The sequence below is a fragment of the Streptomyces luteireticuli genome, from assembly GCF_041519305.1.
GTDB lineage: Bacteria > Actinomycetota > Actinomycetes > Streptomycetales > Streptomycetaceae > Streptomyces > Streptomyces luteireticuli.
Map to the genome: position 1 here is coordinate 5,786,363 of NZ_CP167927.1, position 17,552 is coordinate 5,803,914.

Annotated in this window: 12 protein-coding genes; 3 read left to right on the forward strand and 9 right to left on the reverse strand. The window is 71.5% G+C overall.

Going from position 1 to position 17,552, the window contains the following annotated elements; genetic code table 11:
* Nucleotides 1-5: 5 nt before the first annotated feature.
* The 3 genes from AB8735_RS26100 to AB8735_RS26110 all read right to left on the reverse strand — a co-directional run bounded on the left by AB8735_RS26100 (nt 6) and on the right by AB8735_RS26110 (nt 2,157).
* Entirely contained in the window at nt 6-653 is a 648-nt protein-coding gene (locus AB8735_RS26100; protein WP_372409740.1) for a hypothetical protein, read from the reverse strand.
* Nucleotides 650-865 (reverse strand): hypothetical protein, encoded by a 216-nt coding sequence (locus tag AB8735_RS26105; RefSeq protein WP_344019438.1) that lies wholly within the window; start codon nt 863-865, stop codon nt 650-652. Before AB8735_RS26105 ends, AB8735_RS26100 begins: the two co-directional genes overlap by 4 nt.
* Before the next feature lie 107 nt (nt 866-972).
* On the reverse strand, nt 973-2,157 hold the full coding sequence (locus AB8735_RS26110) for a helix-turn-helix domain-containing protein (protein ID WP_372409742.1): 1,185 nt from the start codon (nt 2,155-2,157) through the stop codon (nt 973-975).
* 139 nt (nt 2,158-2,296) lie between these two features.
* On the opposite strand from AB8735_RS26110, the gene cyaB reads away from it, so the two are divergent.
* Nucleotides 2,297-2,917 (forward strand): class IV adenylate cyclase, encoded by a 621-nt coding sequence (gene cyaB / locus AB8735_RS26115; RefSeq protein WP_372409744.1) that lies wholly within the window; start codon nt 2,297-2,299, stop codon nt 2,915-2,917.
* Here the strand turns inward: cyaB and AB8735_RS26120 are convergent.
* The 3 genes from AB8735_RS26120 to AB8735_RS26130 form a co-directional block, all read right to left on the reverse strand.
* A complete protein-coding gene (locus AB8735_RS26120) occupies nt 2,910-4,418 on the reverse strand; it encodes a M4 family metallopeptidase (protein WP_372409746.1) in 1,509 nt (502 codons plus the stop codon). The two genes, cyaB and AB8735_RS26120, sit on opposite strands and share 8 nt — an antisense overlap.
* 98 nt (nt 4,419-4,516) lie before the next feature.
* The gene (locus AB8735_RS26125) at nt 4,517-6,061 is read right to left on the reverse strand and encodes a M4 family metallopeptidase (protein ID WP_372409748.1); all 1,545 of its coding nucleotides are present in this window, start codon (nt 6,059-6,061) and stop codon (nt 4,517-4,519) included.
* Nucleotides 6,062-6,367: 306 nt separating this feature from the next.
* Complete coding sequence (locus tag AB8735_RS26130) at nt 6,368-8,590, reverse strand: M4 family metallopeptidase (RefSeq protein ID WP_372409750.1); 2,223 nt, start codon at nt 8,588-8,590, stop codon at nt 6,368-6,370.
* Nucleotides 8,591-9,064: 474 nt separating this feature from the next.
* Between AB8735_RS26130 and AB8735_RS26135 the strand changes: the two genes are divergently transcribed.
* Complete coding sequence (locus AB8735_RS26135) at nt 9,065-9,847, forward strand: ATP nucleotide 3'-pyrophosphokinase (RefSeq protein WP_372409751.1); 783 nt, start codon at nt 9,065-9,067, stop codon at nt 9,845-9,847.
* Nucleotides 9,848-9,850: 3 nt separating this feature from the next.
* On the opposite strand, the gene AB8735_RS26140 is transcribed toward AB8735_RS26135, so the two are convergent.
* Genes AB8735_RS26140 through glgX form a run of 3 tightly spaced genes read right to left on the reverse strand, consistent with a single transcriptional unit; the run spans nt 9,851 to nt 16,015 of the window.
* Nucleotides 9,851-11,701, reverse strand: a complete 1,851-nt coding sequence (locus tag AB8735_RS26140; protein WP_372409753.1) for an ABC transporter ATP-binding protein — start codon at nt 11,699-11,701, stop codon at nt 9,851-9,853.
* A complete protein-coding gene (locus AB8735_RS26145; protein WP_372409755.1) occupies nt 11,698-13,629 on the reverse strand; it encodes an ABC transporter ATP-binding protein in 1,932 nt (643 codons plus the stop codon). The genes AB8735_RS26140 and AB8735_RS26145 overlap by 4 nt, the downstream gene beginning before the upstream one ends.
* 34 nt (nt 13,630-13,663) lie before the next feature.
* Nucleotides 13,664-16,015, reverse strand: coding sequence for a glycogen debranching protein GlgX (gene glgX, locus AB8735_RS26150; RefSeq protein WP_372409758.1), 2,352 nt, complete (start codon nt 16,013-16,015; stop codon nt 13,664-13,666).
* A gap of 246 nt (nt 16,016-16,261) precedes the next feature.
* On the opposite strand from glgX, the gene AB8735_RS26155 reads away from it, so the two are divergent.
* Nucleotides 16,262-17,497 carry an Ig-like domain-containing protein gene (locus AB8735_RS26155; RefSeq protein ID WP_372409759.1) on the forward strand — a complete coding sequence of 412 codons (1,236 nt, stop codon included), beginning with the start codon at nt 16,262-16,264 and terminating at the stop codon, nt 17,495-17,497.
* Nucleotides 17,498-17,552: the final 55 nt, after the last annotated feature.

A 17,552-nucleotide genomic window follows, 5' to 3' on the forward strand; every position in this document is an offset into this window, starting at 1 on the left:
GGTCCTCACTCCTTCTTGAACGTGTTCAAAAGCTGTTGACGGCTGTGACTGTAGACCTGTTTTTGAACGCGTTCAAGTGAGGTTGTGGTGGCGTGCGGAGCCTCCGTCGGGGCGACGTGCCGTGACGAGGGTGATGTGAACCCCCAGGTGATGCGGGACCTTTCGGGCGGTGCGGTCAGTGTGTGGACCTGTCCGGCCGTGGCGAGTGCTTCGTCCCGTTCCGGGGCGGGCAGCAGCCAGAACGCGCCGGGGCCCTCCCGCCGCCCCGGATGGGGAACGCGCAGGTAGCGCAGATGGTCGTCGACTCCGACGGCACTTGTGCCGGGCGCGTCCCAGGTCCGGGCCGTGCCCGCCCGTACGAGGACGCTGTGGACGTCCCGTTGCCGCGAGACGATGACGCCTTGCCCGATGCCGACGGCGCGGAACGCCCCCTCGATCGCTTCATCGGTGCGGGTGCCGAGGATCCGGTCTTCAACTGCCTTGGCGGACAAGTGAATGACGTCGAACCGCCGTCCGACCTCGATGCTGGGTGTCCGTCCCATGGCCCACGCCTCATGGATCTCCCGGGGGCGGACGGCCCGGGAGACGAGCCACCGGGCCCCGGGGTGATCGAGCGTCGAGTAGCGCCCGCTCATGGCTTGGGACCGGCTCATGGGCGGCCTCCATGCGGGTGTCGGCGCAACTCGACGTTGCAGTCGACGACGCGGGAGAAGTCGCCGGACCACTGCGCCTCCTTGCGCTGCCGGTCCAGGGCGACGCAGACGTCGCACCCGGCGGCGGGTTCCGGATCGTGCTCGGCCCCTGCTGCGGCGTCGGCGAGCCGGGCCCGACGGGCCCGTTCCTGCGGGGTTCGGCGTAGGGGCATGTGCGACTCCATGCACTGTCGGCGTGCGGGTCGTCACATCGTGCTGACGGAATGGTGCCGGAACTATCAGAGCCCCCTGACAGCCCCGGCCATGGATTCACATTCCGCTATGAGGCCAGCCAGGCACCGTAGTTGATGAAGTCATCCGGCATGCGCCGTTTCGCCGACTCGAGACCGGCGTACGTCTCACGGACGGTCGGGTGGTATCGCGTCTGCTGGGGCGCGAGCCTGCGGGCCTCCAGCAGGTTGCGGAAAGCCGCTTCCGTACGTCCGGTCCACAACTGGGCGCGGGCCACCTCGGCGTAATGGTGGGCTGTCCGGGACGGCGGCCAGCCGCCGGGCAGTTTGAGTTCCTCCGCCTGCTCGACGGCCTCGCCGTACCGGTCCAGTTCGGCGAGGATGCTCACGCGGTGCACCGCGACGTTGGCCGGACCGAAGGACAGCCAGTGCACCTTCTCGGCCGGTCCGGTGCGCCCGGCGATCCGCCCGGCTTCGGCGAGGTGCCCTTCCGCGGTCTCCCCGTCCTTGTCGCGGCCCGCCAGCACCGCGGCCCCCAGATGCAACTGGCCCGTCACTACGTCGCGTTCGCGCCCGGATTCCGCCTGCTCCAGCCGGGACATCCCGAGCCCGACCAGCCGCTTCCCGGTGCGATAGTCGCTGGCCCGCAGGTAGGCCAACGCCCGTAGGTACTGCCGCATGCCGCCCAGCACCGGGTCGGAGGCCCGTTGGGCCGCCCACTCCAGACGGTCCAGGGCGATGGCCGACAGGTCGATGAACCCCAGCTTGGTGGCCACGTCGTATGCGGTCCGGTAGCCGGAGGCGAGCATCCGCCATGCCTCGGTCGTGCCGTCCGTGTGTGCGACCGTGGTCGCCTCACGGATCAGGGACGGCAGCTCGGCGGCCACCCGCCTGATGTCGGTCGCCCGCACCAGCGCGCACAGTTCGTCCGCCTCCTGGGTCAACTCGCCGAGCCCGCGCGGAACGAGCTCCGGATCGGCTCCCAGGTCATACAGGTCGAGCGCCTCACGGATCGGTTGGATCAGCCCGTCCAACTGGTCCTGACGCAGCTCCGCCAGGTAGGGCTGCCCGGTCAGTTCGGTCACGGGAAGCGACAGGGCGCGCGCGAGCGCGCCGATCACGGAGGGACTCGCGGGCAGGTACCCCTGCTCCACCTTCGTCAGGGTGCTGTACGAGACGTGGCTCCTGTCGGCCAGCTCGCGCTGAGTGAGACGGCGCCGCTTGCGCGCCCTCGCGATCCGTGCCCCGGCGTTCTCTTCGATGCGACCTGGCATGCTGAACTCCGTTCTGCTCGTCACCAGGACGGTACTCCCGCCGGAGACGGCTTCCGGCACCAACTGCCTACCCGCATGGGGCCCATGCGCATCAATGGGTTGGTCGGCGCCAGTGCGCACACCTGATCGGAGGGAACTCGTGATCGAAGCAGAGCTGAAGGCCCGCGTACATGCGCCGGAGGCGGTCATGCGACAACTCGACGATCGCGCCCCGGCCCGCATCGAGGAGTACAAGGACACCTACTACGACCGGCCGGACATGGCGTTGGAGAAGGCAGGTCAGGAACTTCGTGTCCGTACGGTCCGCAGCGACAGTTCCGTCCGGACCGTGCTCACCTTCAAGGAAGCCTCTGTGGGCGAGGAGTCCGGCTCCAAGCCGGAGCACGAGACGGCGGTGGCATCGGCCGAGGCAGCCCATGCCATCCTGCACGGCCTGGGTCATGTTCCGGTCATCGCCTTCAAGAAGCACTGCCGGAACCACGAGTTCGAGGCTCATGGCAGGAGAATGCTCGCAACCCTGGTAACGGTGGCCGAGCTCGACGGAACTTTTCTGGAACTGGAGACCTTGGTGAACGAGAGCGAAGTCGCCGACGCACTCGACGACCTGCGTACCGTTCTGTGCGAACTGGGAGTCGACCTGGAGGATTTGACCAGGGAGCTCTACACCGACGCTGTGGCGGCCAAGCGAGCCTCGGGGCAGAGCCCCGAGGAGGGCCCCGCCGTACGGCAGGGCCCTCCGAAGTTTCCGGGCCCTACTTGACGTTCACGCCGTCCCACGCCGCCTGAACCGTCTTGTACTGCACGCTCTTCGTCCCGTACAGGTCACGGGCCGCCTTCAGGGTCGCCGAGCGCGCGCCCTTGTAGTTGGTCGTCGAAGTCATGTACGCGGTCACCGCCTTGTACCAGATCTTCTCGGCCGCGCCCCGGCCTATGCCGGTGACCTTCTTGCCGTTCTTGGTGGGGCTGTTGTACTTGACGCCGTTGATGGTCTTGGCGCCGCTGCCCTCGGCGAGCAGGTAGTAGAAGTGGTTGCCGACGCCCGAGGAGAGGTGCGGGTCGAGGTCGTCGAGGCCCTTGAACCAGTAGTCGGCCGAGTGGCCGTCCTTGCTCGGCTTGTCCATGTAGCGCTCGGGCTTCGCGCCGAGCTTCTCCATGAACAGGTAGTCGGCCGGGTCCTTGGGGTTCTTGGCGTGGAACTCGACCATGGCGGCGAAGATGTCGGACGTCGCCTCGTCGAGGCCGCCGGACTCGCCGTAGTAGTAGAGGCCGGCCGTGGCGCCGGTGACGCCGTGGCTCATCTCGTGGGCGGCGACGTCCAGGGAGGTGAACGGGCGCTTGTTGCCCGGGCCGTCGCCGTAGGCCATGAAGAAGTTGTCGTTGTCCCAGAAGGCGTTGTCCATGTTGTCGTCGTAGTGGACGTACGACGGGGCGCCCTTGCCGTCGTTGCGGATGCCCTTGCGGCCGTGCACGGACTTGAAGTAGTCCCACGTCGCGGCGGCACCGTACTGGGCGTCGACGGCGGCGGTCTGGGGCATGGACCCCTTGCCGTTGCCCCAGGTGTCGGTGGGGTTGCTGAAGGCGGGGAACGTGCCCTGGCCGATCACCTTGTGGCGGGCGTTGAACACCTGGTTGCCGCCGCGGGCCGTGTCCTTGAGGACGAAGTTCTTGCCGGACTTCACGGAGTTGACCTTGACCTTGCCGCTCCACTGGCTGTTGCCGGTGCCGCTGCGGACGGCCTCGTAGGCGAACAGCCGCTTGCCGCTGTTGGCGTCGGTGACGACGTGCAGGCGGCTGGGCGTGCCGTCCTTCTGGCGGCCGGTGACGACGGTCTCGTACGCGAGGACGGGCTTGCCCCTGGCAGCCCAGATCACCTTGCGCGGCTCCTGGCCGGCGGGCGCGTCGGCGGTCGCCGCCGCGACGGCGGAGCGGCGGGCCGCAGGGGCGGGGATCTTCGCCCGGGTGGTGGGGACCTTGATGGTCTCCTCGGTGGCCTTGGTGACGTCCTCGACCTTGCCGTTCCCGGTCCTGTGGACGACCAGGTCGCCGCCGAGGACCGGCAGGCCCTCGTAGGTGCGCTCGTAGCGGGTGTGGACGGACCCGTCGGGGTCCGTGACGGTGCCGCGCGGGATCAGCTTCTCCTTGGCGCCCAGGCGCAGGGCATCGGCCGGGTCCCCGGCGGAGGCGGGGGTGGCGGCGACGCCCGTGGCGAGGAGGGCGGCGGCGACGGCGGCCGCACTGGCGGCGAGGGCGGGACGGGGCACGCGGGGGCTCCAGATCGTAAGAGGGAACAAAAAGAGGGAGCAAAAAAGAGAGCGGCGAGCGGGTGCCCCGGAAGGGGGCAACCGCTCGCCGCGGGGCACTACTTGACGTTCACGCCGTCCCAGGCCGCCTGGACCGACTTGTACTGGCCGCTCTTGGTGCCGTACAGGTCACGGGCCGCCTTCAGGGTCGCGGAGCGCGCGCCCTTGAAGTTGGTGGTGGAGGTCATGTAGCGGGTCAGCGCCCGGTACCAGATCTTCTCGGCGGCGCCGCGGCCGATGCCGCGGACCTTCTTGCCGCCCCAGGTCGGGCTGTTGTAGGCGACGCCGTTGATGGTCTTCTTGCCGTTGCCCTCGGCGAGCAGGTAGAAGAAGTGGTTGGCGATGCCGGAGGAGTAGTGGACGTCGAGCCGGCCGACGTTCGGGCTCCAGTAGTCGGCCGAACGGCCGTCCTTGCTGGGCTTGTCCATGTAGCGCAGCGGCTTGCCGAGCTTCTCGCCCATCAGGTAGTCGCCCTTGTCCTGGCCGTTCTTGGCGTAGAACTCGACGGCGGTACCGAAGATGTCGGAGGTGGCCTCGTTGAGGCCGCCGGACTCGCCTTCGTAGCGCAGGCGCGCGGTGGCCGAGGTGACGCCGTGCGTCATCTCGTGGCCGGCCACGTCCAGGGAGGTCAGCGGCTTCTTGTCGCCCTTGCCGTCGCCGTAGACCATGGCGAAGGCCTCGTCCGACCAGAACGCGTTGTTGTAGTTCTTGCCGAAGTGGACGAAGGAGTTGGCGGCGCGGCCGTCGCCCCGGATGCCCCTGCGCTTGTGGACGTTGAGGTAGTAGTCCCAGGTCTTGGCGGCGCCGTACTGGGCGTCCACCGCGGCGCTCTGGCCGTTGGACTGCTTCCCGTTGCCCCAGACGTCACGGGAGTTGGCGAAGGCCGGGAAGCTGTTGCCGCCGTTCTTGTTCTTCGCGTGGTAGGTGACGTGGCCGCCGCGGGACTTGTCCTGCATGTAGAACTTGCCGCCGGCCTTCACGGAGCCCACGGGCACCTTGCCGTTGTAGATGCCGGTGCCGGAGCCGGTCTCGATGGCCTGGTACTCGTCCAGCTTCTTGCCGGTGGTCGCGTCGGTGACCACGTGCAGCTCGCTGGGGGTGCCGTCGTGCTGGACGCCGCCGACGACGCTCTCGTAGGCCAGGACGGGCTTGCCCCCGGCGGCCCAGATGACCTTGCGCGGGGCCTGGTTGCGGACGAACGCGCCGGCGCCGTCGTCCTTCTTCGCCGCCGCGAGCGCGGTGCGGCCGGCGGCCGGGGCGGGGATCTTCGCCCGGGTGGTGGGGACCTTGATGGTCTCCTCGGTGGCCTTGGTGACGTCCTCGACCTTGCCGTTCGCCGACTGCTGGACGACCACGTCGCCGCCGAGGACCGGCAGGCCCTCGTAGGTGCGCTCGTAGCGGGTGTGGACGGTGCCGTCCTCGTCGGTGATCGTGCCGCGCTCGACGAGCTTCTCCTTGGCGCCGAGGCGCAGGGCCTTGGCGGGGTCCTCGGCGCCGGCGGCCTGGGCCGGAACCGCGGTGAAGCCGGTGGCTATCAGGGCAGCGGCGATGGTGGCCGCGCTCGCCGCGACGGCGGGACGACGGGCTGTACGGGTGTGGCGCACACAAGCTCCTGGCAGGTGAAGAGTGCCGGTCGCGGAGGTCACGACCGAGCGTCAGTTTGCTCGAACCCGCGTGCGCTTTCCTGTGAATATCGAGGCGCCTGTGGCTGCGGTTTGGTAAAGATTCGGCGAAGTTTTCGGATTTGGCGGGCAATTGGGGCGAATTGCCTATTCCGCTTGTTTCCCCGGGTACGCACGGAGGCGCCGCCCGGGGGAGTCGTGCCCACCCCGGACGGCGCCCGGTCCAGCGGCGTGCGGCCGTCGGATCAGGACCGGATCAGAACCGATCAGGACCGGATCAGAACCGGATCAGAAGGTCAGCCGCCACTTGTCGATACGGCCCGAGTCGCCCGAGTAGACGTCCTGGACCTGGAGCTTCCAGGTGCCGTTGGCCGTCACCGCGGAGGCGTCCACGGTGTACGTCTCGTTGACGTCCGCGCCCGAGTCCCAGGCGTCGGAGTCCTTCAGGCGCCAGGTCTTCCCGTCCGGGGCCACCAGGTCGATCGCCAGGTCACCGCGGTAGGAGTGGGTGATGTTGACGTCCACCTTCAGCGCCGACGGACCGTTTCCGCTGCGGGTGACGACGATGGGCGAGGCGACGGCCGGGCCGGCGTCCGGGATGTCCACCGGGGTGCCGTTCTCGAAGACGCTGCCGCCGCCCGTGGTGTTGACGGTCCACTTGAAGGACGCCGAAGCGGTCTTGCCGGAGCCGTCCTTGACCGTCACTGTCACATTGCTGGTGCCGGTGGTGGTCGGGGTGCCGGAGATCAGGCCGGTCGAGGAGTTGATGGTGAGCCCGGCCGGCAGCCCACTGGCGGACCAGGTCAGCGAGCCGGTGGTGCCGCTCGCCTTCACCTGGAGCGAGACGGCCTGGTTGACGACGCTCGTCTGGTCGCCGGGGCTGGTCACCGAGACGCCGGTGGAGGCGCGGCTGCCGACGTTGATGGCGGCCCAGGCGTTGGCCACGTTGTTGTACGTCTCGCTGCCCACGCCGAACAGCTCGCCGGCCGCCCAGAGCGTGGCGTCGCGCGCGCCCGCGTAGTTGGTGTTGGAGCGCATGCGCTCGCTCAGGGCCTTGTACCAGACCTTCGCGGCGTTCTCGCGGCCGATGCCGGTGACCGGCAGGCCGTCGGAGGTCGGGCTGTCGTAGTGGACGTTGTTGATGTCCTTGGGCCCGCTGCCCTCGGAGGCCAGGTAGAACCAGTGGTTGGCCGGGCCCGAGGAGTAGTGGACGTCGATGCCGCCGAGGCCGGAGTACCAGGCGTCCTTGGACGAGCCATCCTTGCTGGGCTTGTCCATGTAGCGCAGCGGCTTGCCGTTGCCGAAGATGTCGATCTTCTCGCCGATCAGGTAGTCGCCGGGGTCGCTGGGGTTGTTGGCCCAGAACTCGACCGCGGTGGCCATGATGTCGGAGGTGGCCTCGTTGAGGCCGCCGGACTCCCCGCTGTAGGTGAGGTTGGCGGTGGCGGAGGTGACGCCGTGGGTCATCTCGTGCGCCGCGACGTCGATCGCCGTCAGCGGCTTGGCGTTGTTCTGGCCGTCGCCGTACGTCATGCAGAAGCAGCTGTCGTCCCAGAACGCGTTGACGTAGTTGTTGCCGTAGTGGACCCGGCTGTAGGCGCCGACGCCGTCGCCGCGTATGCCGCTGCGGCCGTAGACGTTCTTGTAGTAGTCCCAGGTGAGCTGGGCGCCGTAGTGCGCGTCGGCGCCGGCCGTGGCCGGGTCGCTGTTGGTGCCGTTGCCGAACGTGTCGTTGGGCGAGGTGACGATCGAACCCGTGCCGGACGAACCGTGGTTGAGGTTGTACGTCTTGTGGCCGCCGCGGGCCTGGTCCCACAGCTGGTAGGTGCTGCCCGACTTGCTGGTGCCGAGGGTCACCTGGCCGCTGTACTGGGTGTTCCCGGTGCCGGTCTTGACGTCCTGGAACTCGAAGAGCTTCTTCCCGGACGCCGCGTCGGTGATCACGTGCAGCCGGCTGGGGGTGCCGTCGTGCTGGACGCCGCCGACCACGGTCTCGTAGGCGAGGACGGGCCTGCCCTGGGCGGCCCAGACGACCTTGCGGGGCGCCTTGTCGGCCTTGGACGCCTTGGAGCCCTGGGCGCCCGCGGCCTTGAGTGCGGACTTCTCGGCGGCCGCGGGGGCCAGGGACGGTGTCGTCGTGGCGAGCGCCAGCCGCTGCTTGGTCGCCTTGGCGACGGTGGAGACCTTGCCGGCCTTCGTGGAGTCGACGACCAGGTCGCCGCCGAGGACGGGCAGACCGTCGTAGGTCCGCTCGTAACGGGTGTGCAGGGCGCCGTTGTTGTCCTTGACGACGTCCTTGACGACCAGCTTCTCCTTCTTGCCGAGGCCCAGGGTCCGCGCGGTCTCCGCCTTGGTCGCGTCGGCGTGGCGCACCAGCTCGGCGCGCTGTGCGGGCGACAGCTTGGCGGGCTGGGCGCCCGGGTCGGCCTTCTGGATCTTCTGGCGGGGGGCCGGCTTCGCGGTGTCCGTGCCGGTGGTGGCGGAGCTCGTCTGGACGCCGACGGTGAGCATGGCTCCGGCGGCGACGAGGGCTCCGATGGCGACGGCACGTCTATGGGGGGTGGATCTCACGCTGACTCCTTCTGCGGTGACCACACGGGTGGTGGTGGCCGATGGGAGAGGGGGCGGCTCGGGGGCCGTCCGCTGTTCACGGCAGAACCAGTGGAGAAAAGGAAGTGAGGGGGAGAAAAGAGGGAGTTCGACCGGTGTGGGGGGGGCTGAACCTGTGGGGGTGTTCCAGCGCTGGTCGTGGGAAGAGTGCCACGGCGCCAGGTACATGTCAGGAGTGCATCGACAAGTTGGCCGGAAAGCGTCCGTTGGCCAAAGATCGCTGTCCGCATAGCGGGCGGATCCCGGTCAAGGTTTGTCCGGATGCGGTCGATGGCGTCACCTGGTGGGGGCGTTCGTGTTGAGTCTCTCCGCAGGGCTGCCTGCCGGGACTGCCTGCCGGGGCCGCCTGACGAGAGAGAGGAACGACACTCACCCATGAACCTCAGCCGCACTGTTTCACGGGCCGTGACCGCCGCCGCCATGGCCGCGGCGCTCGGCATGGGCGCCGTCCATACGGCCGCCGCGACCTCCCCGGCCGGCGGAGCGGGCAGCGCCTCCACGGTCAACCGGACGGGGGACGACGGTGGTTGGCACGGCGACGGCCTGTCGCTGAGCCCCGCCGACAACGCCACGGTCGACTCCTTCCTCGACCGGGCCAGGAAGGCCGAGCGCTCCATCAGCCCCCAGGTGCGGGCGGCCGCCCGGATCGGCCATGCCGAGCTGATCGGCTTCGACCACCGCCTCAAGTCGCCCGACTCGCTCAAGCGCAAGGTCGCCACCTCGATGAAGGAGCACCCGGGCGAAGGGGTGAACGAGGCGCTGGCCGGGATCCGGGACTCGGTGCGCTACACCCTCCAGTGGCCCGACGGCCGCTACACCGCCGGCGTTGTCGCGGCCTCCGCCGTGCTGTCCGCCTGGGGCAACGACAGCAGCCGGTGGTCGAACACCTGGGAGCGCCCCAAGGGCTACAAGGCGATCAACTCGGCGTGGAGCGCGCCGCGTTCGCACCACCTCTTCGAGGTCCAGTTCCACACCCCGGCGAGCAAGCACGCCCAGGAGGTCACGCACAAGCTGTACGAGGAGCAGCGCCTGCCCACCACCACCCCCGAGCGGGCCCGGGAGCTCCAGGCGCAGCAGGACGCGATCTTCGCTGCCGTCCCCGTCCCGCTGGGTGCGGACCGGCTCACCGCACCCGTGTCCCTGCCCGTGGGGCGGTAAGGGTCAGACCAGGCTCTCCCGCCACGCCCGGTGCAGCTCGGCGAACCAGCCGTCGTCCGCCACGAGTTCGGCCGGGGTGCCGTCCTCGACGATCCGGCCGCCCTCCATGACCAGCACCCGGTCGGCGATCTCCACGGTGGACAGCCGGTGCGCGATGACCACCGCGGTCCGCCCGCGCAGCACCGTGCGCAGGGCGCGCTGCACCGCCCGCTCGCCCGGGATGTCCAGGGAGGACGTGGCCTCGTCGAGGACGATGACGGCCGGGTCGGCCAGCAGCGCGCGGGCGAAGGACACCAGTTGGCGCTGGCCCGCGGAGATGCGGCCGCCGCGCTTGCGGACGTCCGTGTCGTAGCCGTCGGGCAGGGCGGCGATGAAGTCGTGGGCGCCGATGTCCTTCGCGGCCCGCTCGATCTCCGCCCGGGTGGCGCCGGGACGGCCGACGGCGATGTTGTCGGCGACCGTCCCGGAGAAGAGGAACGCCTCCTGCGTCACCATCACCACGTTCCGCCGCAGTTCGGCGGCCGACAGGTCGCCCAGCGGGACGCCGTCGAGGAGGACCCGGCCCTCGGTCGGGTCGTAGAAGCGGGCGAGGAGCTTGGCGAGGGTGGACTTGCCGGCGCCCGTCGAGCCGACGACCGCCACCGTCCGCCCGGCGGCGAGCGCGAGACCGAAGCGGGGGAGGACCTCGCCGCCCGTGCGGTAGGCGAAGCGCGTCGCCTCGAAGACCACCTCGCGGCCCGGGGACCCGGCCGGACGCTCCGGGAGGGACACCGGGGCGGCGGGCTCCGGCACGGAGGGCCGCTGGGCCAGCAGCCCGGCGATCTTCTCCAGCGAAGCGGCCGCGGCCTGGTACGAGTTGAGGAACATGCCGAGCTGGTCCAGCGGGTCGTACAGGCGCCGCAGATAGAGCACGGCGGCCGCCAGGACGCCGAGCTCCAGCGAGCCGGCGGCGACCCGGTGGGCGCCCCAGACCACGATCACCGCCAGGGCGGTGTTGGCCAGGGCCCGGGTCGTCAGCACATAGCGGCCCATGGCGATCATCGCGTCCGCGTTGGTCCGCCGGTGGCGCCGGTTGAGCTCGTCGAAGTGCGTCTCGTTGGCGGCCTCGCGGCGGAACGCCTGCACCGGCCGGATGCCGTTCATGGTCTCGGTGAACTTCACGATCACCGCCGCCGTCGCCGTGGACCGGCGCCGGTGCACGTCCAGGGAACGGCGCCGGTAGGCACGGACGGCCAGGGCGAGGGGGACGAAGGAGAGAACGGCCGCGGCCCCCGTGCCCGGGTCCAGCCACAGCAGCGTCGCCGAGACGAGCAGCACCGACGCGACGATGCCCAGCAGTTCCTGGAGGCCGTCGTTGAGCAGCTCGCGCAGGTTCTCCACGTCCGTGGTGGCGCGGGAGACCATCCGGCCGGAGGTGTAGCGCTCGTGGAAGTCGACGCTGAGGGCCTGGGCGTGGCGGAAGATGCGGCCGCGCAGGTCGAGCAGGACGTCCTGGCCGGCGCGGGCCGACACCCGGATGAAGGCCAGCTGGAGCAGGCCCGAGGCCAGGGCGCACCCCAGATAGGCGGCGCCGACGGCGGTGAGCGGCCCGTAGTCGTGGCGGCGGACGGCGGGCACGCCCCGGTCGATCGCATACGCCACGAGCAGCGGGCCGGTCTGCACGGCGGCCTGCTGGAGCAGCAGCAGGAGCAGGGTGAGCCGGACGCGCCCCCGGACCGGGGCGAGCAGGGAGCGCAGCAGCGCGAGGGAGGCGCCCTTCGGGGCGGGCAGCGCGTCCCGGGCGACGGGGTCCTCGCCGGGGCCGGGCCGCCGCCCGTCCTCGGTCTCCGGCGGGCCGGTGACGGTGGAGGTCATCGGGGCGCGTCTCCTTCCGCGGGCCGCCCCGGGAGCGGGCCCGTCATCAGCGCGGCGTACTCCTCGTTGGTGCGCAGCAGTTGGTGATGGGTGCCGACCGCGGCGATCCGGCCGCCGGAGAGGAGCGCGACCCGGTCCGCGAGGAGCACGGTGGAGGGCCGGTGGGCGACGACGAGGGCGGTCGTGGTCGCCAGCACCTCGCGCAGCGCCCGCTCGACGAGGGCCTCGGTGTGCACGTCGAGGGCGGACAGCGGGTCGTCCAGGACGAGGAAGCGGGGGCTGCCGATCACGGCCCGGGCCAGGGCGAGCCGCTGCCGCTGCCCTCCGGAGAGGCTCAGGCCCTGCTCGCCGACCTGGGTGCGGTGGCCCTGGGGCAGCGCGGCGACGAACCCGTCCGCCCGGGCCACGGCCAACGCCCGCGCCAGCTCGGCCTCCTGCGCGTCCGCAGCCCCCATCAGCACATTCTCCCCGGCGCTCGCGGAGAACAGGGTGGGCTCCTCGAAGGCCATCGACACCAGCTCGCGCAGCCGCTCGCGGGGCATCGCGGTGATGTCCCGCCCGTCGAGGGTGATCCGCCCGGAGGTGGCCTCGTGGAGCCGGGGGACGAGCGCGGTCAGCGTGGTCTTGCCGCTGCCGGTGGCCCCGACGAGGGCCATGGTCTCCCCGGGCCGCACATGCAGGTCGACTCCGTCGAGGACGGGCGGGGACCCGGGCGGGGCGTCGGGGTAGCGGAACACGACGCGCTCCAGGCGGAGTCCGCCGTCGGCGGCGGCGCGCCCCACGAGAGTCGCGCCGGCGCCCGGTCTGCCGCGCCCGCCGTCAACGGCGGTACAGGTGGCGGAGATTGCCGCACCGGGCGTCCCGCGCGGCCCGGGCGCGGCCGTGTCCGGCACGGGCCCCGCCGCCCGGGGCTCCGCGCCCGCGCCGGGCACCGGCACATCCAGCACCTCGAAGTACCGCTCCGTCGCCGTCGCCGACTCGTTCGCCACCGCCAGCAGGAAGCCCATCGACTCCACCGGCCAGCGCAGGGCCAGGGCCGTCGACAGGAAGGCCACCAGCGCACCGGCCGTCAGGGCGCCGTCGGCCACCTGCCGGACGCCGAGGACCAGGGCCGCGCCGATCGCCAGCTCCGGCAGGATCATGATCAGGGCCCAGAGCGCGCCCAGCAGACCGGCCTTGTGGAGCTCCGTCGTCCGCAGCCGGGCGGAGAGCGCGGCGAAGGCGCGCTCCTGTGCGCGGTGCCGGCCGAAGCCCTTGGTGACGCGGATGCCGAGGACGCTCTCCTCCACCACCGTGGTCAGGTCGCCGACCTGGTCCTGGGCGGTGCGCGCCGCCAAGGAGTAGCGCTCCTCGAAGTAGTGGCAGAGGACGACGAGGGGGACGACCGGGGCGAGCAGCACCAGCCCCAGCGTCCACTGCTGGAGCAGCAGGATGACGAAACCGATGCAGATCGTCAGCCCGTTGACCGTCAGGAACGTCAGCACGAAGGCCAGGAAGATCCGCAGCAGCATCAGGTCGGTGGTGGCGCGGGAGAGCAACTGGCCCGAGGGCCAGCGGTCGTGGAAGGAGACGGGCAGCCGCTGGAGGTGCCGGTAGAGCGCGGACCGCATGGCCGCCTCGACCTCGGCGAGCGGCTGCGCCAGCAGCAGCCGCCGCAGCCCGATCAGACCGGCCTCCAGCAGGCCCAGGACCAGGATCGCCAGGCCCCCCAGCCACACCCCCGACGGATCGCGGGCGGCGATCGGGCCGTCCACGATCTGCTTGAGGGCGAGCGGGACGACCAGGCTCATCGACGAGGCCACCAGGGCCACGGCCATGCCCATGAGCAGCTTGCCGCGCGCCGGGCGGACGAACGGCGCGAGGCGCAGCAGCGAGCGCACGGTGGAGCGGTGCGCGGCGGATCCCGAGGGTTCACGGTGTGCGGTCATCAGGAGCGAGCGTACGGTTCGCCACTGACACCTCTCACTCGGTTTTCCGTCCTGGTCCGCCGGACGGATCCCCTTTCTCCGTCTTCCGTCCCGGCAGCACCTTCCACACCGCAACGGAGCGCTCGGCCAGGGAAATTGACGCCCCCGCCGCGCTCCGCGCGCCCGGTGCCGCGTCCTGCTCCTCCAGGGCGGTGTCGACGAGGAGCTCGTACGCGGCCGCCCACGGCGGGCCCGGCAGGGTGACGTCGATGGGGCGGTCCCCGGCGTGCAGGACGACCAGGAAGCTGTCGTCGGTCACGGGCCCGCCGTCCGGCCCGCGCCGGGGGATGTCCCCGCCGGAGAGGTACATGCCGAGCGTGGCGGCGGGCGCGTACCAGTCGGCCTCGGTCATCTCCGTGCCGCACGGCGTGAACCAGGCGAGGTCCCGCAGCCCGTCGGCCGACCGGGGGCGGCCGGAGAAGAACGCCCGGCTGCGCAGGACGGGGTGGGCGCGGCGCAGGGCCAGCAGCCGGGCGGCGAGGGCGGCCAGAGCGCGCCAGCCGGGGTCCTCCAGGAGCGACCAGTCGACCCAACTCACCTCGCCGTCCTGGCAGTAGGCGTTGTTGTTGCCGCCCTGGGTGCGGCCCATCTCGTCGCCGGCCACCAGCATCGGCACCCCGGTGGAGAGCAGGAGCGTGGTCAGGAGGTTGCGGATCTGGCGGCGGCGCAGGGCCAGGACGCCGGGGTCGTCCGTGGGGCCCTCGGCGCCGCAGTTCCAGGAGCGGTTGTCGTCGGTGCCGTCCCGGTTGCCCTCCCCGTTGGCCTCGTTGTGCTTGCGCCCGTAGCTGACCAGGTCGCGCAGGGTGAAACCGTCGTGCGCCGTCACGAAGTTGACGGAGGCGTACGGCCGCCGGCCGCCCCAGGCGTAGAGGTCGCTGGAGCCCGAGAGCCGGTAGCCCAGGTCGCGGACGTCCGGCAGGGCGCCGCGCCAGAAGTCGCGGACGGCGTCGCGGTAGCGGTCGTTCCACTCGGTCCACAGCGGGGGGAAGGCCCCGACCTGGTAGCCGCCGGAGCCCACGTCCCAGGGCTCGGCGATGAGCTTGACCCGGCGCAGCACGGGGTCCTGGGCGACGACGGCGAGGAAGGGCGAGAGCATGTCCGGCCCGTCGACGGCGCGCATGGTCCGGGCGAGCGCCGCCGCCAGGTCGAAGCGGAAGCCGTCCACCCCCATCTCGGTGACCCAGTAGCGCAGCGAATCGGTGATCAGGCGCAGCACGTTGGGCTGGACGACATGCAGGGTGTTGCCGCAGCCGGTGTAGTCGGCGTAGCGGCGGGGGTCGTCCGCCAGGCGGTAGTAGCGCCGGTTGTCGATGCCGCGCAGCGACAGGGTCGGTCCGAGCTCGCCGCCCTCGGCGCTGTGGTTGTAGACGACGTCGAGGATGACCTCGATGCCGGCCGCGTGCAGGGCCCGGACCATCCGCTTGAACTCGCCCACCTGCTGCCCGCGGGTCCCGGTGGCCGCGTAGCCGGCGTGCGGGGCGAAGTAGCCGATGGAGTTGTAGCCCCAGTAGTTGCGCAGCCCCCGGCGCAGCAGGTGGTCCTCGTGCGCGAACTGGTGCACCGGGAGCAGCTCCACGGCGGTGATGCCGAGGCGGGCCAGGTGCTCGACGGCCGCCGGGTGGGCCAGCCCGGCGTAGGTGCCGCGCAGCCGCTCGGGGACGCCGGGGTGGCGCATGGTGAAGCCGCGCACGTGCAGCTCGTAGATGACGGTGTCGGCCCAGGGGGTCTTGGGGCGGCGGTCGTCGGACCAGTCGTCGTCGTCGGCGACGACGACGCCCTTGGGGACGTACGGTGCCGAGTCGCGCTCGTCGCGGACCGTGTCGGCCACGTGCTGCTGGGGCCAGTCGCGGACGTGGCCGTACACCTCCGGCGGCAGCGCGAAGTCGCCGTCGACCGCGCGGGCGCAGGGGTCGAGGAGGAGTTTGGCGGGGTTCCAGCGGGCGCCCGTCCAGGGGTCCCAGTGGCCGTGGACGCGGTAGCCGTAGCGCTGGCCGGGCCGGACGCCGGGCAGGAAGCCGTGCCATATCTCGTGCGTCAACTCGGCCAGGAAACATCGGGTTTCGCGCTGTCCGCCGGAGCCGGAGCCGTCGCCGGAGCCGTCGCCGTCGTCGTCGAAGAGACAGACCTCCACGGCCTCCGCCCCGCCGGCCCACAGGGCGAAGTTGGTCCCCGCGACCCCGCCGGCGTCCACCCGGAACCGGGCGCCCAGCGGCTCGGGGCTGCCCGGCCACACCGCCTGCCGGCGGGCGGCGGCGACCGGACGGCCGTTGACCGCGGCGGGTGCCGTCGGGGCCTTGGCCTCGAAGTGAACGCCGTATGCCGTCTCTTGCTCGGGTGTGCTCGACACGTGTTCGCCTCCGGCGGCTCTCGGACGGCGCGCCGGGCACCCGGCTTCCCGTTCCCGGTGTCTGGCGGTGCGGCCTCGCCCCTTGTCGCCCTTCGGCCAGGGGCCTCTCGGGTTGCTGTCAGGGATTCCTTCCGTGGTTTCCTTCCCACTCCTGCCCGGTTCCGCGCATGCGCTCACACGTGTGATCGGGGGCAGCAAGCGAGTGCCCTGTCGTTTCCCGGGAGGAACCGTGTCGTTGGGACGGGTGTGACAGGATTTGCCCTCTCGCGTCCCCTCCTGCGTGCCCTCCGCGGACTGTGCGCGCTCACCGTCCTCGCCGTCCTCGGCGGCTGTGCCGCGGACGCCCCGCGGGCCGTGCCGCCGCGCGCGACGCCTCCGGACGACCCGCGCCCGGCGCCCGTGCTGATCCGCGTCACCCCGCGCAACGGCGCGCGCGACGTCCGCACGGCGGACCGGTTCGAGGTGCGGGTGCGGGAGGGGAAGCTGGAGAAGGTGCGCGCGGTGCGGGTCCGGGACGGCGTCCGCAAGCCGGTCAGGGGGCGCATCTCCCCGGACGGGCACAGCTGGTACCCGAAGGGGCCGGTGACGCTCGCCGCCCGCTACACCGTCGACGCCGTGGCCCGGGATGCGAAGGGCCACCGCACCAGCCGGCACAGCGAGTTCAGGACGTACGTGCCGGAGCACCGCTTCACCGCGTCCTTCGTCCCGGCCCCCGGGTCCACGGTCGGCACGGGCATGATCGTCTCGTTCGCCTTCAGCCGCCCGGTGGCCGACCGGGCCGCCGTGGAGCGGGCCATCCGCGTCAGCGCGCGGCCGAGCACGGAGGTCTCCGGGCACTGGTTCGGCCCCTCGCGGCTGGACTTCCGGCCGCGCCGGCGCTGGGCGCCGGGCAGCGAGGTCAGCGTCGACCTGCGCCTGCGCGACGTGCGCGGGGCGCCCGGCGTCTACGGGCTCCAGCGGCGGAGGACCACCTTCGCCGTGGGCCGCGACCAGGTGAGCACCGTGGACGCCGCGGCGCACACCCTGCGGGTGGTGCGCGGCGGCCGGACGCTGCGAACGCTGCCCGTCACGGCCGGCGGCCCGGGCCGGGAGACCTACGCGGGCGCGATGGTCATCAGCGAGAAGTCCGAGGTGACGCGGATGAACGGCGGCACGGTGGGCTTCGGCGGCGAGTACGACATCACGGACGTGCCGCACGCGATGCGGCTGACCGACAGCGGGACGTTCCTGCACGGCAACTACTGGGCGCCGCCCGCGGTGTTCGGGGTCCGCAACATCAGCCACGGCTGCGTCGGGCTGCGGGACACCGACCCCGGCGGCGTCACCACCCCGGCGGGCTGGTTCTACGGCGCCTCCCTGGTCGGGGACCTGGTGCGGGTGATCAACTCCGGGGAGCGCAGGGCCCTCGCGGACAACGGTCTGGGTGGCTGGAACCTGACGTGGGAGCAGTGGCGCGCGGGCTCCGCGCTGGGGGTGGATTGACCCGGTCGGCGCGGTATGCCCCCGGGGGTGCCGGGCACTTGGAATGCAACGGTGA